The following is a 25,786-nucleotide window of genomic DNA, read 5'->3' as shown; positions in this document are numbered from 1 at the left end:
CCGGTTTCGGCGTACTGGTGATGATGCAATCGGCTTGGCCCCATAGGTCCGGCAGTGTTGCGTCGAGCGTTTCCATTCGGTTGTCGAACCCATCTGCAGAGCGCGCTACATGCCGGTATTGGAAAAGACCACGTTGATCAAGGGGCGCAGTTGCGCCGAAGTGTTTGATTTTTGCCTGGAGGGTGCCAACTTCCCGAGGATCTTTCCAGAGCGTGTCGCGCCACTGGGCAAAGTCGACATCGCCGACCTGCGTATCGAGCAGGGGCGCGAGTTTCGTTTCCGGCACTGGATGTTCGGTTTCATCCCGGCCAACTGGACTGTACGCATTCGCGAGGTCAGGGATAACCAGCACTTCATTGACGAGATGATCAAGGGGCCGCTCAGTGCGTTTCGTCATGAGCACCGGGTCGAAGCCGCCGAGGGGGGGACGCTCTATACCGACCGGGTCACCTACCGGGCCATCGGCGGCGCGCTGTTGGAATGGCTGTTCGTCGACGCCTACATGAATCGCATCTTCGAGGCGCGCCATCGCAATATGCAGCAGTTGTTGGATGTCACATGACCGCCATCCGATCTGCTGGCCTCAACCACTGATAGCGCACGCTCTTGCGCGGTGTATGGCAGCCAGGAGCGGGGTTGGAATCCATTGGCTCCTGGAAGACGACGGGTGGGGGCGGAACCACTTCGGGCAAAGTCAGTCATAGCTATATGCCATCTCGGCACTTCACAAGGACGACAGTAATGCCCGCTCGCTTCAAGCCTTCTTCCACGATTCCCGCTACTGGTTTGTTTATGCTTTTGCTGGCTGGCTTGGCGCTTCCAGCTCAGGCCGCGGTGGAGGTCGAAAACCTGGATGCCGGGCGTTTCGATCACCTCGCCGCGACCAATGGCGGCATGGGGTCTGGATACTCACTGCGTAATACCGATTTTACGGTTGATGATCTTCAGAAGATGCAGGACCTGCAGAAGCGTAATGCCGATGAACTGGACAGCCTGAAGAAGATCATCAATGACCAGACTCGTGTCATCGAGGAACTCAAGCGTAATAGCGGTTTGGGCTCCAGCTCGAACAGCAGCGAGCTTTCCGATCTCAAGCGCAGTGTGAGCGATCAGAATCACAGCATTGAGAAGTTGGCCAGCCAGGTGGATGATCTCAAACGCAGTTCAGGCTCAAGCTCTAGTTCGAGCGCCAGCGAGCTCTCCAGTCTCAAGCGCGATATCAGTGATCAGCAGCGCGATCTGGAAAGTCTGAAACGCAACGTGGATGACCTGAGCAGAAAGGTGAAATGATGACGGCTGCAATGGCATTCACTTAAGCCTGGATGTGAGCGTTCCCACCTTGCGCGTGGGAGCGCTCGATCAGTCAGGAACCAGCCGCCGACTTCGTCGTGCGTCGGGGCTTTGCTGTCTTGCCTGCCGAAGCCTTGCGTTTCTTCTTCCAGGGCGCCGCCCCTTGTCCCGCCATCCCGGCGGGCATAGTGATCTGCAGCTTCAACTCGACGCAGCGTCCCACCTGCTTGCTCATCCATGCCGCTTGCTTGGCGACAAACTCTTCCAGGCTCATCTCACCGCTTTGCACCATGTCCAGTGCCTGTTCCCAGATCGCCGTGGTGCCCGGGTCGGCAATGGCCCGCGGCACCGCATCGATCAGGCTGCAGGCCGCTGGGGTCGCTGACAGGCTTTTGCCATGCTTGACCAGGTAACTGCGATCGAGCAAACCCTGGATGATGCCGGCGCGGGTGGCTTCGGTGCCGATGCCGGTGGTGTCCTTGAGTTTCTGTTTGAGGCGCGGATCCTCCACATACTTGGCGACGTTTTTCATCGCCTTGATCAGGTCGCCTTCGGTGAACGGTTTTGGTGGCTGGGTCCAGAGGTCCTTGAGGTCGACCCGGTTCAGGGCGCACTCGGTGCCTTCACGCAGCGCCGGCAAGGGCTGTGGCTCGGCGGCCTCACGGCCCTTGGCCGGTACCAGCGCTTCAGGCAGGGCACGTTTCCAGCCGGGTTCGACGATCTGTTTGCCCACGGCCCGCAGTGCCTGTGCCGCGCAGTCGAAATCGGCCTGGGTCCGGTCGTATTCGTGATTGGGCAGAAACTGCGCCAGGTAACGGGCGCGAATCAGGCTGTAGACGGCGCGCGGCTTGCCTTGCAAACGCTCAAGGCTGGCGCCCGTGCCCGTCGGGATAATGCCGTGGTGGGCCGTAACCTTGGCATCGTTCCAGGCCCGCGAGCGGCGCGTCGGATCGAGATACGCCGCCAGCTTGGCCAGGCTCGGATCGGCCCGTTCCAGCGCCGCCAGCACCCGGCCGGCATCGCCGTGCTGACTCAGCGGCAGAAAACCACAATCGCTGCGCGGGTAGGTGATGACCTTGTGGGTTTCGTACAGCGCCTGGGCAATGTCCAGTGTCTCCTGGGCGCCCAGTCCCAGCCTTTTCGAGCAGACTTCCTGCAGGGTGCCGAGATCGAAGGGCAGGGGCGCCGGCTCGCGAATCCGCTCGGTCTTGAGTTTCACGACCCTGGCGCTGGTCGCCGCTTCCATGGCGGTCGCGGCCTGTTGCGCGAGGGCCTGGTCGAGGCAGCGGTCCTGGTCGTCACAGGTGTCCTGGGGGGCGCGCCACTGCGCGACAAAGGGCTGGCCGTCATGCAGCAGATGTACGTCGATCGCCCAATAGGCCACTGGCACGAAGTTGGCGATGCTGCGGTCGCGGTCTACCACCAGACGCAGGGTCGGGGTTTGTACGCGTCCCACCGGCAGCACGCCCTGGTAACCGGATTGGCGCCCGAGCAGGGTGAACAAGCGGCTCATGTTCATGCCGATCAGCCAGTCGGCCCGCGAGCGCCCCAGGGCCGAATGATAGAGCGAAAAGGTTTCTCCGCCGGGTTTGAGCGCCGCCAGCGCCTTGCGGATCGAGGCGTCGTCGAGCGCCGACAGCCAGAGCCGCTGGATCGGTCCGCGATAGCGGCAATGCTCGACCAGTTCCCGGGCGATCATTTCCCCTTCGCGATCGGCGTCAGTGGCAATCACCAACTCCTGGGCCTCGCCCAGCAGGCGCTTGACCGCCTTGTACTGACTGGCGGTCTTGGGCTTGACCTGCATCTTCCATTTTTCCGGAACGATAGGCAGGTCGGCCAAAACCCAGCGTTTGTAGCGGGCGTCATAGGCATCCGGCGGGGCGGTTTCCAGCAGGTGACCGATGCACCAGGTGACAGTGGCATTCGGACCCACCCAGCAGCCGTCGCCACGCCGCGTGGCTCCGAGCACGGCGGCAATGTCTTTGGCCTGGGAGGGCTTCTCACAGAGGAACAACCGCATAACCACCTTGTTTCATCAGGGCTGGGCAAGAGGGATACAGAATGCTCAGTGTTGGTCCGTCGGGCAACCTTTATCTGTATGAATATACAGTTTTATTTCGGTTCGACCGCCGGGCTTCGTCGAACCGGCTCTGCTGGTGGTGGCTCTGGTGTGGGCATCCAGAACACATGCATGCAAGTGGGAGGGCATTTATGGTTGTCTCAAAAATAGAAACAATGATTCCTTGTTTTGGTGGATTGTCCTGTTTTGGTTGGTGGCCTAAAGTTCATTCCAAGCCGGCAGCACATACATCCAAGCGGAGATCGCGCCGAGCTTCCAGACTACTCAGACCTTCTACAGCCATAAGGAACTCGCCATGTCTATCCGTGAACTGCTCAACCCAACCAACTCCACCCTGATCCTGATCGACCACCAGCCGCAGATGTCCTTCGGTGTGCAATCGATCGATCGCCAGACCCTGAAGAACAACACCGTGGGCCTGGCCAAGGCAGCGAAGATCTTCAACGTGCCGACGATCTATACCTCGGTGGAAACCAAGAGCTTCAGCGGTTACATCTGGCCTGAGTTGCTGGCAGTGAACCCGGGCGCACAGCCGATCGAGCGCACCTCGATGAACTCCTGGGAAGACAAGAAGTTCGTCGAGGCGGTGAAGGCCACCGGTCGCAAGAAGCTGATCATGGCCGCGCTGTGGACCGAGGTGTGCCTGAACTTCCCGGCCCTGGAAGCCCTGGCCGAAGGTTTCGAGGTGTACATCGTCACCGACGCTTCTGGCGGTACCACCCAGGAAGCCCACGACATGTCGGTGCAACGGATGATTCAGGCCGGTGCCGTGCCGGTGACCTGGCAGCAGGTGCTGCTCGAGTTCCAACGTGACTGGGCCCACAAGGAAACCTACGACGCGGTGATGAATCTGGTGCGCGAACACAGCGGCGCCTACGGCATGGGCGTGGACTACGCCTACACCATGGTGCACAACGCACCACAACGCCAAGTCAAGTAACCCAGTGAGTCGGGCGCGCTGGCCGCGCCCGACGCTCTATTTCACCCAGCCTTCGCCGGGAGACCTGACATGGTCACTCACCCCTTGTTGTCCTCTCGTACGTCGGCTGACTGGGCGCTGCTCTGGCTGCGCCTGGCCGGTTCGGCCCTGCTCTTGCGGGTCCATGGCCTGCCCAAGCTGCTGGACTTCCAGCATCAGCTGACATTGATCGAAGACCCTTTCGGCCTGGGGGCGCACCTGACCCTGAGCCTGGCGATTTTCGCCGAAGTCGTGTGTCCGCTGCTGATTGTCCTCGGTCTGCTGACGCGCCTGGCCACCCTGCCGGTGCTGTTCCTGCTGCTGGTTTCACTGGTGTGGGTGCACCCCGAGTGGAGCCTGGCCGACGGCCAGTTCGCCTGGTTGCTGCTGATCGTCTTCACTGCTTTGCTGATCGGTGGCTCCGGGAGCATCGCCCTGGGTCGGCGTTACTCACCGTTGACTATCCTGGAGAGCCATCGCCCATGAATATCGAATTACTGGATGGCGTGGTGACCCTGTTGGTCCGTCATCGGATCAAGAAAGGTCGGGAGCAGGACTATGAAGTCTGGCTGCGCCGCACCATCGCCATGGCCCGCAGTTATCCGGGGCACCTGGGCATCGATGTGGTGCGCGGGCATAGCCAGGGACAAACACTGTTTACCAGCGTGCTGCGTTTCGCCTCTACCGAACAACTGCAACACTGGATGGACTCCAGCGACCGTCGTGAGTTGGTGGAGGAGGCCCAGCCCATGCTGGCCGACGGCGACCAGACCGAGATCAATGCCGACCGCGAGTTCTGGTTCACCCCGGCCGAGGTCGGCTCGCCAGGCCCGGTGCCGCGTTGGAAACAGGCCTGCGTGACCTTCCTGGTGATCCTGCCCCTGAGTTTCCTGGTACCCATATTGTGGCGCCCGTTGTTCGCCTGGTTGCCCTGGCTGGGCGGTTACGTGCAGGCCAACGTACTGATCACCCTGAGCATTGTGTTGTTGGTGGTCTATGTGTTCATGCCCCGTGTGACCCGCCTGTTCAGTCGATGGCTACAACCGGCAAGTCCCTCATGAGGCGGCAAGCGACCGATTTCGCTGACCGTTACATTCCGTCAAGCAAGGAGAACTGATATGAGCAATGTGATCGCTGACCTGATTCTGCACAACGGCCGCCTGCATACCGTCGACCGTGCCCAACCCAAGGCCACGGCGGTGGCGATCAAGGACGGTCGCTTCATCGCCGTGGGCAATGACGGCGAGGCCATGGCGTTGCGCGGTAGCGCGACCCAGGTGATCGACCTCAAGGGGCGCACCGTCATCCCCGGCCTCAACGACTCGCACCTGCACCTGATCCGTGGCGGCCTGAACTACAACCTCGAACTGCGCTGGGAGGGCGTGCCCTCGCTGGTGGATGCGCTGCGCCTGCTCAAGGACCAGGCCGAGCGCACCCCGGCGCCACAATGGGTACGAGTGGTCGGCGGTTGGAACGAATTCCAGTTCGCCGAAAAACGCATGCCGACCCTGGAAGAGCTGAACAAGGCCGCGCCGGATACCCCGGTGTTTGTCCTGCACCTGTATGACCGCGCCTTGCTCAACCGCGCGGCGTTGCGGGTGGTGGGCTACAACCGTGACACGCCGAACCCGCCAGGTGGCGAGATCGTCCGCGACGCCAAGGGTGAGCCGACCGGTATGTTGATCGCCCGGCCCAATGCGATGATTCTCTACTCGACCCTGGCCAAGGGGCCGAAGTTGCCGCTGGAATATCAGGTCAACTCGACCCGTCAGTTCATGCGTGAACTCAATCGCCTGGGCGTCACCAGTGCCATTGATGCCGGCGGTGGTTTCCAGAACTACCCAGACGACTATGAAGTCATCACAGAGCTGGCGGCCAAGCAGCAACTGACCGTGCGGATCGCCTACAACCTGTTTACCCAGAAGCCCAAGGAAGAACTGGCGGACTTCAAGAACTGGACCAGCAAGGTCACCTATGGCCAGGGCGATGACTTCCTGCGGCACAATGGGGCAGGGGAGATGCTGGTGTTTTCGGCGGCGGATTTCGAAGACTTCCTCGAGCCCCGTCCGGATCTGCCGCAGACCATGGAGCAGGAACTGGAACCGGTGGTCCGGCACCTGGTGGAGCAGCGCTGGCCATTCCGCCTGCATGCCACCTATGACGAATCGATTTCGCGGATGCTGGATGTCTTCGAGAAGGTCAACCGGGATATTCCGTTCAATGGCCTGCCGTGGTTCTTCGATCACTGTGAAACCATCACGCCGAAGAATATCGAGCGGGTGCGGGCGCTGGGCGGTGGCATTGCTATCCAGGACCGCATGGCCTTCCAGGGTGAATACTTCGTCGAGCGTTATGGCGCCAAGGCCGCCGAAGCCACGCCGCCGATCAAGCGCATGCTGGCCGAAGGCGTGCCGGTGGGCGCGGGCACCGACGCCACGCGAGTGTCGAGCTACAACCCCTGGACTTCGCTGTACTGGATGGTCAGCGGTCGCACCGTCGGTGGGCTCGAGCTCTACCCCGAGGGCCTGCCACGGGAAACCGCGCTGGAGCTGTACACCCATGGCAGTGCCTGGTTCTCCTCGGAGCAGGGCAAGAAAGGCCAGATCAAGGTCGGGCAACTGGCTGACCTGGTGGCCTTGTCGGCGGACTATTTCAGCGTTGAGGCCGAGGCCATCAAGTGGATCGAATCGGTGCTGACGGTGGTCGACGGCAAAGTGGTGCACGCAGCGGGTGATTTTGACAAGCTCGCGCCGCCGACGCTGCCGGTGACCCCGGATTGGTCGCCGGTGGTCAAGGTGCCGGGACACTGGCGGCCGAACTCGCCGTTGCAGGCTCAAGTGCACCAGTGCAGTGGCCCGTGCGGGGTGCATGCCCATGGTCACGAGCGGGCGCGGATGTCGAGCGTGCCGGTCAGTGACTTCCAGGGTTTCTGGGGTGCTTTTGGCTGTTCGTGTTTCGCGTTCTGAGTCATGAGCCCTGCACGGATTGTCTTGACCCTGGACTGGCAATGAGCGGCAACGCGGTCCCCTTGCAGGAGCCCGCTTGCTGGCGATGTGATTTGAGGGGCGGCATCGCTGTCGCTTGAGCAATCGCCATCGCCAGCAAGCTGGCGCCTACAGGACGGTGTTGGGCCTTTAGTGCGCATCCGGTGAGGCCGCCGCAACCGGCGGTGGCTGCACCTTGCGCATCAGCGGCACCAGGGCCGTGGCGATGATGAAACAGGCCATGATAACCAGGAAAGTATCGGCATAACTCTGGGTCTGCGCCTCGCGATAGGCCAGTTGCCAGAGTTGATGCAGGCTCGCGTTGGTGCCTTCGCTGCCGCTCTGGCCGAGGTTGGTGAAGTTGCCGCCGACCAGGCTCAGCCACTGGTTCAGCGCCTCGTTGGTGCTGTTCAGGTGCTCGGCCAACCGACTGAAATGCAGGTTGGTCCGATCATTGAGGATCGTCGCACAAACCGCGATACCAATGGCGCCACCCAGGTTGCGCATCAGGTTGAACAGGCCCGAAGCCTGTTTCAGGCGCGCCGGTGCCAGGGCGCCGAGCGTCAGGGTCACGGTGGGCGGTACGGCGAATTGCTGGGCCATGCCACGCAAGGCCTGGGGCAACATCAGCTCCTTGCCACCCCAGTCATGGGTCAGCGGCGAGAAGTCCCACATCGATACGGCAAACAGACCCAATCCCAGCATCATCAGCCAGCGCAGGTCGACCCGGTTGGCAAAGAATGCGTACAACGGAATCGCCGCCAGTTGGAACACACCCGTGGAAAACACCGCCAGGCCGATGTCCAGCGCGCTGTAGCCGCGCACCCGGCCGAGAAACAGCGGGGTCAGGTAAATGGTCGCGAACAAGCCGATGCCAGTGATGAAAGAAAAGAAGCAGCCCAGGGCGAAATTGCGCTCCTTGAGCGCACGTAGGTCCACCACCGGATTGGCCACCATCAGGCTGCGGCTGACAAAGGCCAGGCCGGCCAGGCCGGAAATCCACGCGGTCGCCAGGATGGTGCTGTCACTGAGCCAGTTCCAGCGCGGGCCTTCCTCCAGGGTGTATTCCAGGCAGCCGAGAAACACCGCCATCAGCAGCATGCTCGGGTAGTCGGCGCCCTTGATCAGGCGCAGCTCCGGCTCGTCGATCCGCACCAGCATCGGCACCACCACGGCGACGAACACGCCGGGCACCAGGTTGATGTAAAACAGCCAGTGCCAGGAGGATATATCGGTGATCCAACCGCCGATCACCGGCCCGAGGGTCGGGGCCAGCGAGGCGATAGCGCCGATGGTCGAGGCAGCAATAACGCGTTGCTTGCCGCTGAAGAACATGAACGCCGAGGTAAAGACCAGGGGGATCATCGAACCGCCGAGGAAACCCTGCAAGGCGCGAAACACGATCATGCTCTGGATGTTCCAGGCCGCACCGCAGAGCAGGCTGGCCAGGGTGAAACCCACCGCCGAGGCACAGAACAGCCAACGCGTGGAAAATACCCGCGACAGCCACCCCGACAGCGGAATCACGATGATTTCGGCGATCAGGTAGCTGGTCTGCACCCAGGCGGTTTCATCGGCACCGGCCGACAGTCCGCCGCCGATATCGCGCAACGAAGCGGAGACGATCTGGATATCCAGCAGCGCGATAAACATGCCCACGCAGAGGGTGGCGAAGGCGAACACCTTGACCGAGGTACTCATTGACGCCGCATCGAAAGGCTTCGTCGGGGCACGGCTGCTCATGGTGCGCCGACCAGTTGCTGAGCGCTCCCTTCGACCGGGCGACTGACGAGGCCACTGGCCGTGTGCAGGGTATCCACCTCGGCGGTGACCGAGAGCCCCGGACGTAATTGCCCAAGCACGCCGTCGGCCTGGTCGAGCATGACCCTGACCGGCACTCGCTGCACGATCTTGGTGAAATTACCGGTGGCGTTTTCCGGCGGCAGTACGCTGAACTGGGCGCCGGTGGCGGGGGCCAGGCTGTCCAGGTGGCCGTGGAAGACCTTGCCGGGCAGGACGTCGGCGCGGATGGTTACCGCTTGGCCGGGGAGCATGTGGGTCAGTTGGTCTTCCTTGAAATTGGCATCGACCCAGAGGCCCTGTTGCGGCACCACGGAAAGCAATTGCGAACCGGCCGCGGCAAAGGCACCGACCCGCGCCCGACGATTGCCGATCACGCCGTCCACCGGTGCCCGCAATTCGGTGTAGGACAGGTTCAGGCGGGCCATGTCGCGTTCGGCGGCGGCCTGCATCAGAGCGGCCTTGGCCTGTAGCTTCTGGGTTTCGATCACATCCAGTTGGCGCTGATTGGCCAGCAGCGTGGCTTGTGCCTTGGCACCATTGGCCTGGGCGGTCTTGAAGGTGGCGTCGACCCGCTGGGCGCTTTCCACCGACACCGCCGAGCGGCCCACCAGGCTTTCGTAACGGGGTCGTTGCGCGAGCGTACCGTTTCCGCATTGGCCGCATCGATGCCGGCCCGGGCCTGGCTGATCACCGCATGTTGCAACTGCTCGGTGGCGTCGAGGTTGGCCAGCAACGCCTGTTGGGCTGCCACCGCGCCTTCGGCCTTTTGCAGGGCGGCGAGGTAGTCGCGATCATCGATTTTCACCAGCAGGTCGCCGGCGTGTACGAACTGGTTGTCGGTGACCTTTAGTTCAGCGATGTAACCCGGCACCTTGGGCCCGATCACCGTCACATCGGCGCCGATATAGGCATCGTCGGTGCTTTCGATAAAGCGCCCGGCTGTCCACCAGTGCAGGCCGTAGAAAGCGGCGAATATCAGTGCGCCAGTGATCACCGCCAGCAGCAGAAGGCGTTTGAGCAGCACCGGTTTTTTCTGAACGGCCAGTTCAGGAGCAGCGGCCGAGGACAGGTTGGTCATGGTGGAGTTACCGGTTGGCGGGCGGATCGAAAGCAGCGGCTTGCAACGTCGCCAGCTACCAGCGTTTTAAACAGTCGGTGCATGGGCTTATCGGTGATCCGGCCGACCTGAAGTCCTGGCCGCGAGCGGTCGGCAGGTAATCAACGCTTGTTCTTTTCATGGTCTGGGCCTCGGCGCGTCGATGGTATTTCGAGTGTAATATTATGGGTGTAATATATTTGGCCGACTTTTAATTTGCAAGTCATTCCCTGTCGGTATTTTCAGGCGGGGACGAGAGGTCAGGGCAGTCGATCAGCCGTGCTGGCAAGCATTGCCCAGGCGAATGAAGTTCAGTTCGTGGCGCACGCCCTGGCCGTCGACGTAGACCACGTGCCCCTGCACCGGTCCACAGTCGGACGCGGCGGCGCTGTCGGCGCGCACGGCCTTGGCGATGTCGAGGTCTTCGGAATAGTCGTAGGGTTCAGCGCGGCTGCTGGCGGTGGCACCGTGGCCCTGGGGAGTGGCGCTCGCATCGCCTTGAGCGGTGGCAACCAGGCTGAACAGCGAGAGCAGGACAAACAGAAGGTATTTCATGGCGGTCTCTGGAAAGACATCCCCTCACCTGACGGTAGTGAGGCAGTGGCGCCATTTTACGAATGGTACCGACGCCAGTAGAACGGATCCTTGCCGATAGCGGATATCAGCGTGATCGATACTGGGCAAAGGCAATGGAATCTGGAAAATCCCGCAGAAATTTGTAGGAGCCAGTGGCTCCTACAATGAGCACGTGGTCTTACTTGCCGCCCAGGGCGCCACCGGCTGCGCCGCCGAGGCCGGCACCGATGGCTGCTCCGGTCTTGCCGCCCAACTGGTTGCCCAGCAGCGAACCGCCGGCTGCGCCGAGGCCACCGCCAATGGCGGCTTTGGTTTTCTTGCCTTTCTTGGCTGCCACCGCGCCACCGGCCGCGCCGCCCACGCCGGCACCGAGCGCCGCGCCGGTGCTGCCGCCCATCTTCTGACCCAGGACGTTGCCCAGGGCACCGCCCAGACCACCGCCGACCGCAGCCTGTGTGCCGCCTGCCGCCATGGCGCCTTGGGCAAACAGGGCGCTGAGGGCCAGGACGGTAAGTGCTTTACGCATGTTGCAAACCTCGAAAGAAAATGGAATGGCAATTGTCGCCGCCCCCGGTTGGTGAAGCAAATACTGTTGTGGGTGATATCAAACCATCCGACAGTCTGTATTAGTAACAAAAGGCCACTGCTTGTGCCCCATTTTGGTTCGCAAAACCATAAAAAACATGTAGTTATTGAAGGGCTTATGTCAATAAGAACTTGAAAAACATGTTGTTACAGATTGTCGCACTGAGTTAATATTGCTCCGCGTTCACCTACCACGGTTTATGCATTTTTCAGCCCCAAGCGTCCATCAGCCGCTTGGGCTTTTTTTTGCCTGAACAAAAGTGAAAGTTTCAGAAAGGGGGGCCTCCGTCGGGCTGCGGACGATCTCTTGTTCAGTAGTGATTCGTATTGAATGGCCACAATGCTAAAGTCGCTTCTTTTTTTCGGTGGGGAACGGTCATGCGGATGTTAATCGGGGCTTTGGCGGCAGTGGCGTTGACAGGATGCATGGGGCCCGGCATGAACCAGACCCGCACCACCGGACCGACCAAGAGCTTCACGTCGAGCAAGGCCGAGAATGTCGTTGCCCAGTGCATCCAGTTTTCCTGGCAGGACGACGCGGTGTTCGGTGTGGACGCGGCGGCCTATCTGCAGCCCGGTTACAAGGACGGCTCGACCGTTTATACCCGTGGCGCGGAATTCTTTGCCGATGTACGCCACGAGGGCGCGGGCACGGTGGTCGACTACTACGCGACCAACAGCAAGCCGATTGGCGCAAGACGGCTGGCGGCTGTAGCAACCTGCCTGTAACGCTGCGTTTCCAGGGAACAGCGCAAACCTTGTGGGAGCCGACTTGCCGACGCTGGCGGCCGCCGGATCGATGCAGGACTCACCGACCTCATCGCCGACAAGCCGGCTCCTGCAGGGACCGTGTTCCTCGGGCGGAGGGAGTTAGCGCGCCCTTGACCGCTCCCAGCGCAATGTTGTGCATCAACGCCTGATAAGTCGCCGAATCCAGTCCAGCCTCCTCGGTCCAGGCCGGCAGGTTGTTCAGCAGGCAGAGAAAGGTGCGCACGGTAGTCAGGGCCAGGGTGTCGTCGCTCGACAGCCCCAACGGCGCCAGCAACTTGATCAGATGACTTTCATAGCGCCTGCGCAAGACCAGGATCGCCGCCTGCTGCGCCGCCTCCAGGCAATGGAACTCGTGCTCGGCGACCCGGAAGAAATCCCCCTTGGCACGATGCAGGTCCAGGTGCGCGGTGATCAGTTCGTTCAGGCGTTTTTCCGCCGAGCGCGTGCTGCGCACCGGCTGCGTGACGATCCCCAGCAGCTCCAGGTGCAGGCTCTCGATCAGCTCGAAGAGCAAGGCTTGCTTGCTCTCGATATGGTTGTAGATCGAGCCTGCCTGGATGCCCAGGTGCCCGGCCAACTCTCGCAGGCCTACCTGGGCGAACCCGCGCTGGGCAAACAACGCCACGGCCTTTTCGCGGGTTTGCAGATGACGCGAGGTCCTGGCCTGAAGCTCGGCTTCCGGCACGATAGCGGCGAGGGCGGCGCGGGCCATGGCGATCAGCGCTCGTAGCGGTAGAAGCCGCGACCGCTTTTACGGCCCAGATAGCCGGCGGCAACCATTTCCTTGAGCAGTTGCGCCGGGCGGTACTTGGGTTCGTCGAAGCCCGTGTGCAGGCTCTCCATGATCGCCAGCAGGGTGTCCAGGCCGATCAGGTCCGCCAGGGCCAACGGACCGATCGGCTGGTTGCAGCCCAACTGCATGCCCGCGTCGATATCCTCGGCGCTGGCCAGGTCTTCCTGGAGCACGAAGATGGCTTCGTTGATCATTGGGCAGAGGATGCGGTTGACCACGAAACCCGGGCGGTTGCGGGCGGTGACCGCGGTCTTGCCGATCCGCTCGGCCAAGGCCACGGCCTGGGCATGGGTGGTGTCGCTGGTCTGCAGGCCGCGGATGACTTCCAGCAGGCCCATCATTGGCACCGGGTTGAAGAAGTGCAGGCCGATAAAGCGTTCCGGCTGGTCGATCGCCGCCGCCAGCTCGGTGATCGACAGCGACGAGGTGTTGGTGGCGATAATGCACTCGGCACTGGCCACTTCGGCGACCTGTTTGAGAATGCGCTTCTTCAGTTCGAGGTTTTCCGTCGCCGCCTCGATCACCAGTTCGGCGCGGGCGAGCACCGCGTAGTCGGTGCTCAGGCTGATGCGCCCGAGGGCGGCCTGCTTGTCGTCAGCGCTGATCACTGCCTTGCGCACTTGCCGGTCGAGGTTGCCGGTCAGGGTCGCCAGGCCTTTGTCCAGAGCCTGCTGCGACACATCGATCAGCGACACCTCAAGACCGGCCACCGCACAGACCTGGGCAATGCCGTTGCCCATGATACCGGCGCCGATCACGGCGATACGTTGAATACTCATATTTTTACTGTCCTTAAACCCGTTCGAAGATAACGGCGATGCCTTGTCCGCCGCCGATGCACATGGTCGCCAGGCCGTAGCGGCCGCCGGTGCGGTGCAGTTCGTGAATCAGTTTGGTGGCGATGATCGCGCCGGTGGCCCCCACCGGATGGCCCAGGGCGATCCCGGAGCCGTTGGGGTTGACCTTGGCCGGATCGAGGTCCAACTCCTGGCTGACGGCGCAGGCCTGGGCGGCGAAGGCGACGTTGGCCTCGATCACGTCCAGGTCGGCCACCGTCAGGCCGGCACGCTTGAGCGCCAGGCGCGTGGCGGGGATCGGGCCGAGGCCCATCAGTTCCGGTTCGACCCCGGCGTGGGCGTAGGCCACCAGGCGGGCCAGGGGCTTCAGGCCGTCGGCCTGGACCGCCGCGCCGGTGGCCAGTAACAGGGCGGCGGCGCCGTCATTCAGCCCCGAGGCGTTGCCGGCGGTGACGGTGCCGTCCTTCTTGAAGGCGGTACGCATTTGTCCTAGCTGTTCCAGCGAAGTGGCCCTGGGGTGCTCGTCAACGCTGAACAACTGCGTGCCCTTGCGGCTGCGCACCTCCACCGGGACGATCTGCGAGGTGAAACGGCCTTCCTCGATGGCGCGGCTGGCGCGCACTTGTTCTTCCTGGGCCAAGGCATCTTGCATCTGCCGGGTAATGCCGTTGCGCTCGGCAATATTCTCGGCGGTGATGCCCATGTGGATCCCATGGAACGGGTCATGGAGAATGCCCAGCATGTAGTCGATGGCCTGGACATTGCCCATGCGTGCGCCCCAGCGGGCCGAGGGCAGCAGATAGGGGCCACGGCTCATGGATTCGGCACCGGCGCCGATGGCGATATCGGCGTCGCCCAGCAACAGGGTCTGCGCCGCCGAGACAATCGCCTGCAAGCCCGAACCGCAGAGGCGGTTGACATTGAAGGCCGGGGTTTCCTTGGGAATGCCGGCGTTGATGGCGGCAACCCGCGACAGATAGGCGTCCTGGGTGTCGGTGGGAATCACGTTGCCCATCACCACATGGCCGACCCGTGCCGGGTCCAGGTCGCTGCGTTGCAGGGCGGCCTTGACGGCGGTGGTGGCCAGTTCGCTCAAGGGAACGTCTTTCAGCGAACCGCCGAAAGTGCCGATGGCGGTACGGGCGGCGCTGACGATATACACTTCGGGCTTTGACATGGGGGCAGTCCTGATTATTGTGGTGGATCAGCTCGAATGATCTTGTCAGGCGCGAGCTGGGCAGTGCATCCGATGAGGTAAGTCTAGGACTGCTCATGCACTCGGCCTATGCCGAAACTGCTCAGTAAACCTGTGATTTTTTGCCATACGCAGCCCGGGATTCATGAAAGAAAAACATTCGGTGTCGTCCTATTTCATCAAAGCCCTGCTGGTGCGTTTTCTCGACCGGCCGCAGCGCATTGCCGAACTGTTGCAGGCCGCGGGCTTTGCCGAGCGTTCCCTGGATGAACTGGGCGAGCGGGTTGCGCCCAGGCTATTGGCGCAACTCTGGCTGACGGTGATTCGCGAGCTGGGTGATGAGTTCTTCGGTTTCGACTCCCATGGCATGCCCATTGGCAGCTTCGCCCTGATCTGCCGGGGGCTGATCCAGGCGCCGACCGTGGGTAAGGCCCTGGGCCTGTCGCTGGAATATTTCGCCCTGTTCCTGCGTGATATCGATGCCCAGCTACAGGTCCGCGGTAAGCGGGTGGTGGTAGTGATGCGTACCCAGACCCCGGACCCTTACCTGCAAGCGGTCATCACCGAGACTTTCCTGATCTTGATCGTCGGTTTGATGTGCTGGCTGGCGGGGCGGCGCATTCCCATCAGCCGCGCCCGGTTCGCCCATGCCCGCCCGCCCCATGGCGACGAGCATCTATTGTGGGGGGCCTACGTGGAGTTCGATGCGGCGGTGACCGAGATCGAATTCGAGCGCGAATATCTGCGCTTGCCGGTGTTGCAGGATCGCAAGTCGCTCTACACCTTCCTGCGTGACGCGCCGCAATCGGTGTTTATCCGTTTTCGCAATCGCGAGGGCTTCAGCGCCCGGGTGCACCAGCGCTTGCGTGCTTGTGGTTATGACCATTGGCCGACCCTGGAGCAACTGGCGGTGGAGTTCGATATCCACCAGGCCAGCCTGCGTCGGGCGTTGCAGCGCGAGGGCTTTTCCTATCAGGAAATCAAGGACGAGGTGCGTCGGGCCATCGCCTTCGAGCGTTTGCGCAGCACCGGCATGAGCATTGCCGATATTGCCCAGGAAGTCGGTTTTCGCGAGCCCAGCGCCTTTCACCGTGCCTTCAAACAGTGGACGGGAGAGAGCCCCGGGAGTTTTCGTTCGCGCGGGGCGCAAGGATCAGCGCAGCCCTGATGGATTCAGCTATAACCTTCGTTTCATCCATCGTTGTTCTGCAACCAGGCAGGCTTGAGGTGACAGTCAGCGTCGGCCAATCGGCTTCTACGCGGCTTGTGCGGGTCTCAGCAGCTTGACCCACTCGGCGGCCAGGCGATGGCAATCCCCCGGCCAGCGCGCGGTCAGCAGGTTGCCGTCGCGGACCACGAAGCCACGGTTCGGCTTGGCGGCGGAGTCGCGCAGCAGTGCTGGCGGGCCCTGGGAAAAGTCCTTTGGACTGGCCAGCGCGGCCTTGATCTCGGACTCGACGGTTTGCGGATAGGTCCGGTAATAACGTCCGAGCCATGGCGCGGTGATCAGCCAGGCGGCCAGTTCCATGGTGGTGGACAGTAGCGCGGTGACCTTGCGCCCGTGGAGCACCGAACGTCCGCTGTCGGGGTCGAGGGTGCGGGCCAGCAGCAACGGTCCGTGGCACACCGAGGCAACCGGTTTGTCGGTTTTGAAGAAGTGCAGGACGATGTGCTTGGCCGCGTCCGACTCCAGCAGACTGCGCATGCCCTCGGCATGCCCGCCGGGCACCAGTAAGCCTTCGAACTGTTCGGGGTCGACATCGGCATAGGCCAGCGGTTGGCGAAAATGCTCGTCGGCGATCATCGCGTTGTAGCTTTGCAGGTCACTGTCGCGGGTCATCAGCATGGCGTTCAGCAGGCCGAAACCGTGCTCCACCAGGCGCGGGTCGGCGTAGGCCGGGGCGCCCAGCGGAGTGGCAAAGCGCACCTCAATCCCGGCCCGGCGCATGGCCTGCCAGGGCACGCTGCTTTCGGTGGGGTCGTAGTCGGAGTGGGGGAGCAGGACAAGGATCATGCTGGCGGCTCGATTTCTACGGGGTAGAGATCGAGGATAGCAGCAGGATTGTTACCTGGCCGTGCCGGACAATGCTATGAAGCCTGTGGGATATGTTGCAACAGCAGTGTGCTCCCACAGGACTGTTGTCTTACGCAAATTTTGTGTTCGGCGCAGATCCTTGTGGGAGCCGGATTTACCGGAGCGCCGGACCGCCGCGAAGAGGCCCTTGAGACCGCCAAAAGCTTCGCGGCGGTGCGGCGATCCGACAAGCGCCGCTCCCACAGGTTTCCGGTTGCATGCAGACTTTCGGTTCGGCACAGAGATTGTGGCCGGCTTGCCGACGATGGCGATGTAAGATTCACCGCCATCATCGGCTTTGTCGGGGGCTAGCGCTCGATCGCCAGCGCCACGCCTTGGCCGCCACCGATGCACAAGGTCGCCAGACCTTTTTTTGCATCGCGCTTGAGCATTTCATGCAGCAGCGTCACCAGCACCCGGCAGCCCGACGCGCCGATCGGGTGCCCCAGGGCAATCGCGCCGCCATTGACGTTGACCTTGGTCGCGTCCCACCCCAGTTCCTTGCCCACCGACAAGGACTGAGCAGCAAAGGCTTCGTTGGCTTCGATCAGGTCCAACTGGTCGATGGACCAACCGGCCTTGTCCAGGCAGCGACGGGTGGCGCTGACCGGGCCGATGCCCATGAGCGCCGGGTCGACGCCCGCGTTGGCATAGGCGGCGATCTTCGCCAGCACCGGCAGGCCGAGAGCCTTGGCCTTGGCGGCGCTCATCAGAATCACGGCGGCGGCACCGTCGTTCAGCGACGAGGCATTGCCCGCGGTGACCGTGCCGTCTTTCTTGAAGGCCGGCTTGAGCTTGCCCAGCGACTCCGCAGTAGTCCCGGCGCGCGGTTGTTCGTCGGTAGCGAAGGCCACCGGGTCGCCCTTGCGCTGGGGAATCAGGATCGGGGTGATCTCATCGACGAAACGCCCGGCTTCAATGGCCGCGACGGCTTTCTGCTGGGAAGCGGCGGCGAAGGCATCCTGGGCTTCACGGCTGATGTCGTACTTGGCTGCCAGGTTCTCGGCGGTGATGCCCATGTGGTAATCGTTGAACGCATCCCACAGGCCGTCGCTGATCATGGTGTCGACGATCTGGCTGTGGCCCATGCGCAGGCCGGTTCGAGCACCGGGTATCACGTAATTGGACAGGCTCATGTTCTCCTGGCCGCCGGCGATGATCACCTCGGCATCGCCGCAGCGAATCGCCTGGGTGGCCAGGTGCAGAGCCTTGAGACCCGAACCGCAGACCTTGTTCAGGGTCATGGCCGGTACCGCGTGAGGCAGGCCGGCCTTGATCGCGGACTGGCGCGCGGGGTTCTGCCCGGCACCGGCGGTGAGCACCTGGCCCATGATCACTTCATCGACCTGGGTGCCATCCAGGCCGGTCTGACTCAGCAGTTGGCGAATCACCGCCGCACCGAGGTCGACGGCGGAGATAGTCGCCAGCGAACCCTGGAAGCTGCCCACCGCCGTGCGGGTGGCGGCCACAATCACTACATCTTGCATCGCTTCATTCCTCATCAGGAAAATTGCATTTCAGGCACGTGGTCGGGGACGATCAGTTTACCCGCGGTCTTGCTGACAATCTCCTCGACGCTGACACCGGGCGCACGTTCCTTGAGAATGAACGCGCCGTTTTCGATTTCCAGGTAGGCGAGGTCGGTCAACACGCGTTTGATGCAGTGCGCACCGGTCAGCGGCAGACTGCAACGCGACAGCAGTTTCGACTCGCCGTCCTTGGACGCATGGGTCATGGTGACGATGATGTTTTCCGCGCCGGCCACCAGGTCCATGGCGCCACCCATGCCCTTGACCAGCTTGCCGGGGATCATCCAGGAGGCGATGTTGCCCTCTACGTCGACTTCAAAGGCACCGAGCACCGTGAGGTCGATATGGCCGCCGCGAATCATCGCGAAAGACTCGGCGGAGGAAAAGATCGAAGCGCCGATTCGGGCGGTGACGGTCTGCTTGCCGGCGTTGATCATGTCGGCATCGACTTCGTCTTCAGTGGGAAAGGCGCCCATGCCGAGCAGGCCGTTTTCCGATTGCAGCATGACTTCCATGCCGGCGGGGATGTAGTTGGCGACCAGGGTCGGAATGCCGATGCCCAGGTTCACGTAGTAGCCGTCCTGCATTTCGCGGGCGACGCGCTGGGCCATTTGTTCGCGGGAAAGTGCCATGTTCTTGTTCTCCGTTAGTCGAGGGAAGGGCCGACGATCACTTGCGCACGGTGCGCTGTTCGATGCGCTTCTCGAACGTGCCACAGATAACCCGGTCGACGTAGATGCCCGGGGTGTGGATCTGCGATGGCTCCAACTCGCCAGGTTCGACGATTTCCTCGACTTCGACCACGGTGATCCTGCCGGCGGTGGCGGCCAGCGGGTTGAAGTTCTGCGCGGTGTGGCGGTAGATGACGTTGCCGAAGTGATCGGCTTTCCAGCCTTTGACAATGGCGAAGTCGCCGGTGATGGACTCTTCCATCAGGTACGGACGACCGTTGAATTCACGGGTTTCCTTGCCGTCGGCGACCGGGGTGCCGACTCCGGTGGCGGTGAAGAAGGCCGGGATACCGGCACCGCCGGCGCGCATTTTTTCGGCCAGGGTGCCTTGCGGGGTCAGCACCACCTCGATTTCGCCGCTGAGCAATTGCTTTTCGAAGAGCGCGTTTTCGCCGACATAGGAGGCGACTACCTTGCGGATCTGCCGGTCTTCCAGCAGCACCCCGAGGCCGAAGCCATCGACGCCGCAGTTGTTGGAGACCACGGTCAGGTCGCGGGTGCCCTTGCGCTTGATCTCGGCGATCAGGTTCTCGGGGATACCGCACAGGCCGAAGCCACCGCTGAGAACCGTCATGCCATCCTCGAGCCCGGCCAGGGCTTCTTCATAGGAAGACACGCGTTTATCGAAACCTGCCATATGCACCATCCTCTTGTTGTTTGTCGGACTCGCCGTTGGAAGTGAGTGTTGCTCCAGAAGATATATTTGTTAAGTTGATTTTTAGGGGCGATTGATTGATAAAGCTCAAGAGTGACCTTTTCCCCAGTAGAGATCTTGTCCATGACCGTTAAACAGCTTAGGGCCTTTCTTGCCGTTGCCCAGAGCCTGAGCTTTGCCGTGGCGGGCGAGCGTCTCTATTTGTCGCAATCGGCGCTGAGCCTGACGATCAAGGCCCTGGAGGAAGGCTTGGGCGGGCGGCTGTTCAGTCGCAACACCCGCAATGTCGCCCTGACCCCGGAAGGCGAGGTCCTGGTGCCCCTGGCCCGACGCCTGATCGCCGATTGGGACAATGCCGAGGACGAACTGCGCCAGCGTTTCACCCTGCAGCGTGGCCGTGTGACCCTGGCGGCCATGCCGTCGTTCGCCGGCAACCTGCTGCCGTCGATCCTCAAGACCTTCCGTGCACGCTATCCCCAGGTCAATGTCACGGTCAACGATGTGATCAACGAGCAGGTCCTGGAGATGGTGCGCGACGGCCAGGTGGAACTGGGCGTGGCCTTCGAACCGCAGCAGGGCTCGTCGCTGGCTTTCACGCCGTTGTATATCGACCGATTCGTCGCCGTGGTGCCGGCGGATTCGCCCTGGATTGACCAGGCCCGGATCGATTGGCCCACCTTGTTGACGCAACCCTTCATCACCTTGCAGCGCCCGTCCACGGTGCGGGTCATGTTGGAGGAGCATCTGCGGGCCCGGGGCATGAGCTTGCCGGTGGAGTTCGAGAGTCATCAACTGGCAACGGTAGGGCGGATGGTTGCCAGTGGGTTGGGGGTCAGCGCGGTGCCGGCGTTGTGTGTCGGGCAAATGCGCGAGCTCGGCGCGCGCTGTATCACCCTGTGTGACCCAGTGGTCGAACGGGCCATCGGCGTACTGACCAAACCCGGCCATGAACTGTCGGCGGCAGCCCAGGCGTTGTTCGACGTCTTGCTCGAGGAAAGATCAAGTTACTTGAATTTTGAAAAATAACTGCGTTGCTTGTGGACCTTTTCCTACGATGCGCAATCATTAGCCCATGGATATCCGAAGGAGGTGTGTATGTTGATCCGGTCATTGACCCTCGCTGTACTGTCCGTCGTTGCTGCAAGTCCCGTATGGGCGGCCGATGAGGCGTCTCCGCTGGCCCAGGATCTGGGGAAAAACCGCCCGTTGATCGTGATTGCGCCGAGTACGGCGGATCCCACGCTGGTCAGCCTGAAGAAGGCGATCGACGACCCCGCCAACAGGAAGGAGGTCGACGAGCGTCAACTGGTGCTCTACGAAGTGGCGCAGACTGTCGGCAAGCGTGCGGGTAAATGGATGGAACAGCCGACCACCATGGCGTTGATTCGCGGGCTCAAGCTGGGGGTCACGCCGGAGGGCAAGTCCACGGTGATCCTGGTGGGCAAGGACGGAGAGCAGAAGATCCTCGAACACGAGGGGCCGATTGCGCTCAAGGATGTGTTCAGTGCGGTCGATGCCTTGCCAGCCTCGGAAAAAGCCGCCGTCGCGCCCACGCCGCCCGCGGTACCGGAAGCCAAGCCAGCGAAGGGCGCGAAAGGTGCCAAGGGCGAGAAGGCCGGCAAGTCGGCAGCACCGCCCAAGGATCTGGATGACTGACGCAAGGTAGTAGTCGCCCTAACCAATCCATGGAGGTCATTGTCATGTCGGGTGTTCACAAGGCAGCACAAGTCGGTTTCAGCGCTGAAGCCAAAACCTATGCCCATGGGCGTCCTGACTATCCCGCCGAATTGTTGCCATGGCTGCGCGACTCCCTGGGGGTCGTGCCGGGTGGGCAGGCGATCGACCTGGGGGCCGGCACTGGCAAGTTCACGCGCTTGTTGGCGGCGACCGGAGCCACGGTGACGGCCATTGAACCGGTCGAGGCGATGCGTGCCGAGCTGGTGGCGCGCCTGCCGGAGGTCCGAGCGCTGTCGGGGACGGCGCAGGCCATACCGCTGGAGTCCCAGTTTGCCGATGCGCTGTTGTGTGCCCAGGCATTTCACTGGTTTGCCCATGAAGCGGCGCTGGCCGAGATTCACCGGGTACTCAAGCCGGGCGGACGGCTCGGGCTGGTGTGGAACGTGCGTGACGAGTCGGTTGACTGGGTGGCGGCCATTACCCGGATCATTACCCCTTACGAGGGCGATACTCCGCGTTTTCATAGCGGTGCCTGGCGCCAGCCGTTCAACGGTCGCTACTTCTCGGCACCCGAGCTGAGCCGCTTTGAGTACCGCCACGTGGGCACGCCCGAGGAAGTCATCATCGATCGCTTTCTGTCGGTCAGCTTTATTGCCGCATTGCCCGTGGCGGAAAAAGCCAAGGTCACCGAGCAGCTTCAGGCATTGATTCAAACCCACCCGGCCTTGCGTGGCAGGGAGACCATCGCTTTTCCTTATCGGACCGAGGCGTATCGCTGCATTCGCCTGGACTGACCGTTGCTGGCCAGCTTAACGCCTGATACAAGAGCAGGTCGGGATGCTGCATCAGGCGGATTCATGGTCAAGGAGCGGGTATGAAGGGTAGCTGTGCTTGTGGGGCCGTCGAGTATGAAATCGACTCTATCGACATGCCGATCGGACATTGTCATTGCCATACCTGCCGCAAAACCCATGCGGCGGCGTTTGCCAGCACCGCCGGGGTCAAGCGCGAGCATTTCCGCTGGCTCAAGGGCCAGGAAAGACTGACAGCCTATGAGTCCTCACCAGGCAAACTACGGCATTTCTGTTCGCGGTGCGGCTCGCATTTGATGGCCGAGAGACCAGCGTTGCCATTGGTGATTGTGCGGGTCGCGACCCTGGATGAGGACCCGGGCGTGGTGGCCGAGCAGCATATCTGGGTATCCCATGACGTGCCGTGGCTACAGTATGAGGAAATGGCCGAGTATCCGCAGTGGCAGCCGGGGCGCTGACTCAGGGTTCCTGGACGATAGGCGTGTTGTTTCCATACCGCGCGCATACCACGATGAGTTATAACGTTAGATTATATTTATATAAAGAGTCATAACGTTAGGCGCTATGCTGCCTGCCAGTTTTTGTGGTTGTGCTGAATTCACAGGGTTTGCCAATGGATGTCGGGAATTTCGGTTTTGTCGTCGCGGGCCTGGTGGTCGGCTTTATCGTCGGGATGACCGGCGTCGGTGGCGGTTCGTTGATGACACCTATCCTGCTGTGGTTCGGCATCAACCCGGCCACCGCCGTGGGCACGGACCTGTTGTACGCCGCGATCACCAAGTCCGGCGGCGTTCTCGTTCACAGGACGAACGACAATATCGACTGGAAAATCACCGGCTGGCTGACCCTGGGCAGCGTGCCAGCGGTGTTATTGACCTTGTGGTTCTTGAGCAGTCTGCACACTGCGCCCGAAGCCTTGAACAGTGTCATCAAGCAGTCGTTGGGTTTTGTGCTGTTGCTGACGGCACTGGCGGTGTTGTTCAGGAACAAGCTGCTGGCATTTGCCCATCGACGGGGTGTCGATCACACGCAGTTCAGCGAGTCGAAGTTGAACGGACTGACGCTGCTGACCGGCCTGACCCTCGGCACCATGGTCGCCTTGACCTCCATCGGTGCCGGTGCCTTGGGCACGGTGGCCTTGTTTATCCTCTATCCGTTCCTGCCGACCCGGCGCCTGGTGGGCACGGAAATCGCCCATGCGGTGCCGCTGACCCTGGTCGCGGGCCTGGGGCATGCGAGCATGGGCAATATGAACTGGGAGCTGCTGGGCTTCTTGTTGATGGGCTCGCTGCCGGGGATCTACATCGGTAGCCATCTGGCCGGGCGGGTACCCGATGGCGTCCTGCGGCCGTTCCTGGCGGTCATGCTGTTTTCGATCGGGTACAAGTTGGTGTTTTGAGTGGGACTATGGGACCGGGAGCTATTTTTCCATGATGGAAAACGCCGAGCTGGAAGCATTCAAGGCTATTGTCGATTACGGCAGTGTCACTCAGGCCGCGCTGAGGCTCAACCGCGTGCAATCAAGCATCTCATTCCGCATCAAGACGCTGGAGTCCAAGTTGGGCGTTCGCCTGTTCGAACGTTCAGGCCGGCGCATCGTAGTGACAGCTGCTGGCAACGAACTGTATGGCTATGCCTCGAAAATCCTTGAGTGGGTAGCGAAGGCTGAGGCCAGTTTTGGGCAGGGCAGTGGTGCGCAGAAGCTGCGCCTTGGCGTGAGCGAAAACTTCACGCTGGCTCGTCAGTCGTTGTTACAACGGATATTGAGCAATCCGATTGCATTAGAGATCGATGTCACCTTAGGCAACTCCACCTATTTGATCGATGCACTGGAGTCGGGCGTTTGCGACGCTGCCATCGTGGGGGCTGGAGTCGCCCCGGGGCATCTGACCCGGCTTGGATTGTTCGAAGATCGCCTGACGCTGATTTATGGTGAGTCACATGCTCCAGTATCGCTGGACGCTCTGGATGACTGCAGCTTTTTGGTCAATAGCCGGCAAAGTGCCTCGCAACGCAACCTTAAAGAGTTGTTGACGTTTCATCGTGCGACGCCTGGGCGGATCGTTGAATGCGGTTCCTATTCGCTTCTGTTTTCTCAGGTGGCCGATGGTGCTGGTGTTTCACTGGTGCCCCAAGCACTGGTTGAGGTCTTCGCCCCTACCCATAAAGTGCTCAGTCTGGAACTGACTGGCCCCTATGCGACGTTCAATACAGAAATGGTCTTTCTCGATGCATCGTCTGGTTCTGCTGCAAGGCGGCTTACCCAATGGATTCTTGAAGGCGAGAAGTGTGAGGCCAGACCGATGATTGAACCAGGGGGGACGAAGAGCCACGGCTAACCATGGTTCTTCGCGCGCAGCCGTCTGCGGATGGACTTGCTTGATCGTTACAGACGCAACGTACTCATCAATTTGTGCATCAGGCCGTCTCTACTTTGCTGATCAGTTTCGGCTTGGGTTTGGCCGAGCACATCACAACCCCGACGACGATAAGCATCAGGCTCACCCAGTGGTAGGCATGGAGTGGCGTACCCAGGAAGATGATGCTCAAGACCCCACCGGACAAGGGCACCAGATGAGTAAAAATCTCCCCGCGTGTTGCTCCGATTTCAGCAATGCCGCGGTTCCAGAACAGATAAGACAGCCATGATGGAAAGATGACCAGATACGCCAGTCCCCATAAGCTGATGGTGCCGTTCAGCATAGTGGGAAGGCTGTCCGGTGTCAGGCATAGCGTCACGAGCGTGAAGGGGATCAGCAATACAGTGCCTACCAGCGCCGAGTAGGTAACAAATGCGCCGCCGGGAATGGCCTTGGGCTTTGTGCGCAGAAACGCACAGTACATTGCCCAACTGGCTGCCGACAGCATGGTCCACAGGTCCCCCTTGTTGAATTGCTTGAGGAAGCGCAAGTCCGAGAGGTGGCCCATGCTAACCAGCCATATGACACCTAGCGTGCTGGCTACGACGCCAAGCCAGTTGGCCCGTGAGATGTTGTCGCCGAATACAAAGCGATTGATGGACAGCACCAGGCACGGCGTCGCCGAGAGATAGATGGCAGCATTCAACGAGGTGGTGTACTGCAGCCCTACATACAAGGTCAGCGGGAACAGCACCTGGCCGCAGATCGCGAGCATTGTCAGTGTTTTCCAGGACTGGCGAATTGCCCCCATTGATCGGCTCAGCGGTCGATAGTTGATGAGCAGCAACAACGCACTTGTCAGCAGCCACCGGGTTTGCGACAGCAGGACAGGATCAATGTCGATGACCATCAGCTTGCCGACGACATAGTTGCCACCCCAAAAGATGGCGGCCAGCGAGAGGTAAAGGTATGGCATGGTCTGGTCCCCTTACACCTTTTTCCTGCAAGCGAAGTTCCGGG

Annotated in this window: 26 protein-coding genes and 1 pseudogene; 14 read left to right on the top strand and 13 right to left on the bottom strand. The window is 61.5% G+C overall.

Features of this window, described 5'->3' with window-relative positions; translation table 11 throughout:
- The first annotated feature begins 109 nt into the window (after positions 1-109).
- Together PFEN_RS16295 and PFEN_RS16290 are read left to right on the top strand one after the other, a co-directional pair.
- Positions 110-562 (top strand): SRPBCC family protein, encoded by a 453-nt coding sequence (locus tag PFEN_RS16295; RefSeq protein WP_191487833.1) that lies wholly within the window; start codon positions 110-112, stop codon positions 560-562.
- A 179-nt stretch (positions 563-741) separates the two neighbouring features.
- Entirely contained in the window at positions 742-1,290 is a 549-nt protein-coding gene (locus tag PFEN_RS16290; RefSeq protein ID WP_191487832.1) for a hypothetical protein, read from the top strand.
- A 73-nt stretch (positions 1,291-1,363) separates the two neighbouring features.
- On the opposite strand, the gene PFEN_RS16285 is transcribed toward PFEN_RS16290, so the two are convergent.
- The gene (locus PFEN_RS16285) at positions 1,364-3,310 is read right to left on the bottom strand and encodes a DNA topoisomerase III (protein WP_191487831.1); all 1,947 of its coding nucleotides are present in this window, start codon (positions 3,308-3,310) and stop codon (positions 1,364-1,366) included.
- A 355-nt stretch (positions 3,311-3,665) separates the two neighbouring features.
- On the opposite strand from PFEN_RS16285, the gene PFEN_RS16280 reads away from it, so the two are divergent.
- From PFEN_RS16280 to PFEN_RS16265, 4 genes are all read left to right on the top strand, one after another.
- Positions 3,666-4,310, top strand: coding sequence for a hydrolase (locus PFEN_RS16280; RefSeq protein WP_191487830.1), 645 nt, complete (start codon positions 3,666-3,668; stop codon positions 4,308-4,310).
- Between the two features lie 69 nt (positions 4,311-4,379).
- Entirely contained in the window at positions 4,380-4,814 is a 435-nt protein-coding gene (locus tag PFEN_RS16275; protein ID WP_191487829.1) for a DoxX family protein, read from the top strand.
- A complete protein-coding gene (locus PFEN_RS16270; RefSeq protein ID WP_191487828.1) occupies positions 4,811-5,389 on the top strand; it encodes an antibiotic biosynthesis monooxygenase in 579 nt (192 codons plus the stop codon). The genes PFEN_RS16275 and PFEN_RS16270 overlap by 4 nt, the downstream gene beginning before the upstream one ends.
- A gap of 66 nt (positions 5,390-5,455) precedes the next feature.
- A complete protein-coding gene (locus tag PFEN_RS16265) occupies positions 5,456-7,294 on the top strand; it encodes an amidohydrolase (RefSeq protein WP_191487887.1) in 1,839 nt (612 codons plus the stop codon).
- A gap of 168 nt (positions 7,295-7,462) precedes the next feature.
- On the opposite strand, the gene PFEN_RS16260 is transcribed toward PFEN_RS16265, so the two are convergent.
- From PFEN_RS16260 to PFEN_RS16245, 4 genes and pseudogenes are all read right to left on the bottom strand, one after another.
- Positions 7,463-9,055, bottom strand: a complete 1,593-nt coding sequence (locus PFEN_RS16260) for a DHA2 family efflux MFS transporter permease subunit (RefSeq protein WP_191487827.1) — start codon at positions 9,053-9,055, stop codon at positions 7,463-7,465.
- Positions 9,052-10,193: pseudogene (locus PFEN_RS16255) on the bottom strand (HlyD family secretion protein). The gene PFEN_RS16260 and the pseudogene PFEN_RS16255 overlap by 4 nt, the downstream one beginning before the upstream one ends.
- Before the next feature lie 291 nt (positions 10,194-10,484).
- The gene (locus tag PFEN_RS16250; protein ID WP_191487826.1) at positions 10,485-10,766 is read right to left on the bottom strand and encodes a DUF2790 domain-containing protein; all 282 of its coding nucleotides are present in this window, start codon (positions 10,764-10,766) and stop codon (positions 10,485-10,487) included.
- 199 nt (positions 10,767-10,965) lie between these two features.
- The gene (locus PFEN_RS16245) at positions 10,966-11,313 is read right to left on the bottom strand and encodes a bacteriocin (protein WP_191487825.1); all 348 of its coding nucleotides are present in this window, start codon (positions 11,311-11,313) and stop codon (positions 10,966-10,968) included.
- A 437-nt stretch (positions 11,314-11,750) separates the two neighbouring features.
- Here PFEN_RS16245 and PFEN_RS16240 point away from each other — a divergent pair, with 437 nt between their 5' ends.
- Positions 11,751-12,101, top strand: a complete 351-nt coding sequence (locus tag PFEN_RS16240) for a hypothetical protein (RefSeq protein WP_191487824.1) — start codon at positions 11,751-11,753, stop codon at positions 12,099-12,101.
- 88 nt (positions 12,102-12,189) lie between these two features.
- Here the strand turns inward: PFEN_RS16240 and PFEN_RS16235 are convergent, their stop codons facing one another.
- The 3 genes from PFEN_RS16235 to PFEN_RS16225 are packed head-to-tail and all read right to left on the bottom strand — an operon-like array spanning position 12,190 to position 14,910.
- Positions 12,190-12,855: a TetR/AcrR family transcriptional regulator gene (locus tag PFEN_RS16235; RefSeq protein WP_191487823.1), complete on the bottom strand. Its 666-nt coding sequence runs from the start codon at positions 12,853-12,855 to the stop codon at positions 12,190-12,192.
- Between the two features lie 5 nt (positions 12,856-12,860).
- Positions 12,861-13,715 (bottom strand): 3-hydroxybutyryl-CoA dehydrogenase, encoded by an 855-nt coding sequence (locus PFEN_RS16230; RefSeq protein WP_191487822.1) that lies wholly within the window; start codon positions 13,713-13,715, stop codon positions 12,861-12,863.
- A gap of 13 nt (positions 13,716-13,728) precedes the next feature.
- Complete coding sequence (locus PFEN_RS16225; RefSeq protein WP_191487821.1) at positions 13,729-14,910, bottom strand: acetyl-CoA C-acyltransferase family protein; 1,182 nt, start codon at positions 14,908-14,910, stop codon at positions 13,729-13,731.
- Positions 14,911-15,073: 163 nt separating this feature from the next.
- Here PFEN_RS16225 and PFEN_RS16220 point away from each other — a divergent pair, with 163 nt between their 5' ends.
- Entirely contained in the window at positions 15,074-16,096 is a 1,023-nt protein-coding gene (locus PFEN_RS16220) for an AraC family transcriptional regulator (protein ID WP_191487820.1), read from the top strand.
- Positions 16,097-16,183: 87 nt separating this feature from the next.
- On the opposite strand, the gene PFEN_RS16215 is transcribed toward PFEN_RS16220, so the two are convergent.
- The 4 genes from PFEN_RS16215 to PFEN_RS16200 form a co-directional block, all read right to left on the bottom strand.
- Positions 16,184-16,942 (bottom strand): DJ-1/PfpI family protein, encoded by a 759-nt coding sequence (locus PFEN_RS16215; RefSeq protein WP_191487819.1) that lies wholly within the window; start codon positions 16,940-16,942, stop codon positions 16,184-16,186.
- Positions 16,943-17,310: 368 nt separating this feature from the next.
- The gene (locus tag PFEN_RS16210; protein WP_191487818.1) at positions 17,311-18,489 is read right to left on the bottom strand and encodes an acetyl-CoA C-acetyltransferase; all 1,179 of its coding nucleotides are present in this window, start codon (positions 18,487-18,489) and stop codon (positions 17,311-17,313) included.
- Between the two features lie 14 nt (positions 18,490-18,503).
- On the bottom strand, positions 18,504-19,163 hold the full coding sequence (locus PFEN_RS16205; protein ID WP_191487817.1) for a CoA transferase subunit B: 660 nt from the start codon (positions 19,161-19,163) through the stop codon (positions 18,504-18,506).
- A 37-nt stretch (positions 19,164-19,200) separates the two neighbouring features.
- The gene (locus PFEN_RS16200; protein ID WP_191487816.1) at positions 19,201-19,899 is read right to left on the bottom strand and encodes a CoA transferase subunit A; all 699 of its coding nucleotides are present in this window, start codon (positions 19,897-19,899) and stop codon (positions 19,201-19,203) included.
- A 141-nt stretch (positions 19,900-20,040) separates the two neighbouring features.
- Here PFEN_RS16200 and PFEN_RS16195 point away from each other — a divergent pair, with 141 nt between their 5' ends.
- From PFEN_RS16195 to PFEN_RS16170, 6 genes are all read left to right on the top strand, one after another.
- On the top strand, positions 20,041-20,943 hold the full coding sequence (locus PFEN_RS16195; protein WP_191487815.1) for a LysR family transcriptional regulator: 903 nt from the start codon (positions 20,041-20,043) through the stop codon (positions 20,941-20,943).
- A gap of 69 nt (positions 20,944-21,012) precedes the next feature.
- Positions 21,013-21,573, top strand: a complete 561-nt coding sequence (locus PFEN_RS16190) for a DUF4174 domain-containing protein (protein ID WP_191487814.1) — start codon at positions 21,013-21,015, stop codon at positions 21,571-21,573.
- Between the two features lie 44 nt (positions 21,574-21,617).
- Complete coding sequence (locus tag PFEN_RS16185) at positions 21,618-22,388, top strand: class I SAM-dependent methyltransferase (RefSeq protein WP_191487813.1); 771 nt, start codon at positions 21,618-21,620, stop codon at positions 22,386-22,388.
- An 80-nt stretch (positions 22,389-22,468) separates the two neighbouring features.
- Positions 22,469-22,864: a GFA family protein gene (locus PFEN_RS16180; RefSeq protein WP_191487812.1), complete on the top strand. Its 396-nt coding sequence runs from the start codon at positions 22,469-22,471 to the stop codon at positions 22,862-22,864.
- 155 nt (positions 22,865-23,019) lie between these two features.
- Entirely contained in the window at positions 23,020-23,805 is a 786-nt protein-coding gene (locus PFEN_RS16175; RefSeq protein WP_191487811.1) for a sulfite exporter TauE/SafE family protein, read from the top strand.
- 31 nt (positions 23,806-23,836) lie between these two features.
- Entirely contained in the window at positions 23,837-24,745 is a 909-nt protein-coding gene (locus PFEN_RS16170) for a LysR family transcriptional regulator (protein ID WP_191487810.1), read from the top strand.
- Positions 24,746-24,824: 79 nt separating this feature from the next.
- Here the strand turns inward: PFEN_RS16170 and PFEN_RS16165 are convergent, their stop codons facing one another.
- The gene (locus tag PFEN_RS16165) at positions 24,825-25,742 is read right to left on the bottom strand and encodes a DMT family transporter (RefSeq protein WP_191487809.1); all 918 of its coding nucleotides are present in this window, start codon (positions 25,740-25,742) and stop codon (positions 24,825-24,827) included.
- Positions 25,743-25,786: the final 44 nt, after the last annotated feature.

It is taken from the genome of Pseudomonas sp. FEN (assembly GCF_904067045.1).
In the GTDB taxonomy this organism is placed as follows: Bacteria; Pseudomonadota; Gammaproteobacteria; order Pseudomonadales; family Pseudomonadaceae; genus Aquipseudomonas.
This window is presented reverse-complemented; position numbering and strand designations above follow the sequence as displayed.

Coding starts and splice junctions, on each gene's coding strand:
- PFEN_RS16295 (WP_191487833.1), top strand. CDS start 110: ATGCCGGTATTGGAAAAGACCACGTTGATCAAGGGGCGCAGTTGCGCC.
- PFEN_RS16235 (WP_191487823.1), bottom strand. CDS start 12,855: ATGGCCCGCGCCGCCCTCGCCGCTATCGTGCCGGAAGCCGAGCTTCAG.
- PFEN_RS16275 (WP_191487829.1), top strand. CDS start 4,380: ATGGTCACTCACCCCTTGTTGTCCTCTCGTACGTCGGCTGACTGGGCG.
- PFEN_RS16290 (WP_191487832.1), top strand. CDS start 742: ATGCCCGCTCGCTTCAAGCCTTCTTCCACGATTCCCGCTACTGGTTTG.
- PFEN_RS16245 (WP_191487825.1), bottom strand. CDS start 11,313: ATGCGTAAAGCACTTACCGTCCTGGCCCTCAGCGCCCTGTTTGCCCAA.
- PFEN_RS16220 (WP_191487820.1), top strand. CDS start 15,074: ATGAAAGAAAAACATTCGGTGTCGTCCTATTTCATCAAAGCCCTGCTG.
- PFEN_RS16280 (WP_191487830.1), top strand. CDS start 3,666: ATGTCTATCCGTGAACTGCTCAACCCAACCAACTCCACCCTGATCCTG.
- PFEN_RS16165 (WP_191487809.1), bottom strand. CDS start 25,742: ATGCCATACCTTTACCTCTCGCTGGCCGCCATCTTTTGGGGTGGCAAC.
- PFEN_RS16195 (WP_191487815.1), top strand. CDS start 20,041: ATGACCGTTAAACAGCTTAGGGCCTTTCTTGCCGTTGCCCAGAGCCTG.
- PFEN_RS16210 (WP_191487818.1), bottom strand. CDS start 18,489: ATGCAAGATGTAGTGATTGTGGCCGCCACCCGCACGGCGGTGGGCAGC.
- PFEN_RS16260 (WP_191487827.1), bottom strand. CDS start 9,055: ATGAGCAGCCGTGCCCCGACGAAGCCTTTCGATGCGGCGTCAATGAGT.
- PFEN_RS16225 (WP_191487821.1), bottom strand. CDS start 14,910: ATGTCAAAGCCCGAAGTGTATATCGTCAGCGCCGCCCGTACCGCCATC.
- PFEN_RS16270 (WP_191487828.1), top strand. CDS start 4,811: ATGAATATCGAATTACTGGATGGCGTGGTGACCCTGTTGGTCCGTCAT.
- PFEN_RS16190 (WP_191487814.1), top strand. CDS start 21,013: ATGTTGATCCGGTCATTGACCCTCGCTGTACTGTCCGTCGTTGCTGCA.
- PFEN_RS16285 (WP_191487831.1), bottom strand. CDS start 3,310: ATGCGGTTGTTCCTCTGTGAGAAGCCCTCCCAGGCCAAAGACATTGCC.
- PFEN_RS16175 (WP_191487811.1), top strand. CDS start 23,020: ATGGATGTCGGGAATTTCGGTTTTGTCGTCGCGGGCCTGGTGGTCGGC.
- PFEN_RS16185 (WP_191487813.1), top strand. CDS start 21,618: ATGTCGGGTGTTCACAAGGCAGCACAAGTCGGTTTCAGCGCTGAAGCC.
- PFEN_RS16230 (WP_191487822.1), bottom strand. CDS start 13,715: ATGAGTATTCAACGTATCGCCGTGATCGGCGCCGGTATCATGGGCAAC.
- PFEN_RS16170 (WP_191487810.1), top strand. CDS start 23,837: ATGATGGAAAACGCCGAGCTGGAAGCATTCAAGGCTATTGTCGATTAC.
- PFEN_RS16215 (WP_191487819.1), bottom strand. CDS start 16,942: ATGATCCTTGTCCTGCTCCCCCACTCCGACTACGACCCCACCGAAAGC.
- PFEN_RS16240 (WP_191487824.1), top strand. CDS start 11,751: ATGCGGATGTTAATCGGGGCTTTGGCGGCAGTGGCGTTGACAGGATGC.
- PFEN_RS16250 (WP_191487826.1), bottom strand. CDS start 10,766: ATGAAATACCTTCTGTTTGTCCTGCTCTCGCTGTTCAGCCTGGTTGCC.
- PFEN_RS16205 (WP_191487817.1), bottom strand. CDS start 19,163: ATGGCACTTTCCCGCGAACAAATGGCCCAGCGCGTCGCCCGCGAAATG.
- PFEN_RS16180 (WP_191487812.1), top strand. CDS start 22,469: ATGAAGGGTAGCTGTGCTTGTGGGGCCGTCGAGTATGAAATCGACTCT.
- PFEN_RS16200 (WP_191487816.1), bottom strand. CDS start 19,899: ATGGCAGGTTTCGATAAACGCGTGTCTTCCTATGAAGAAGCCCTGGCC.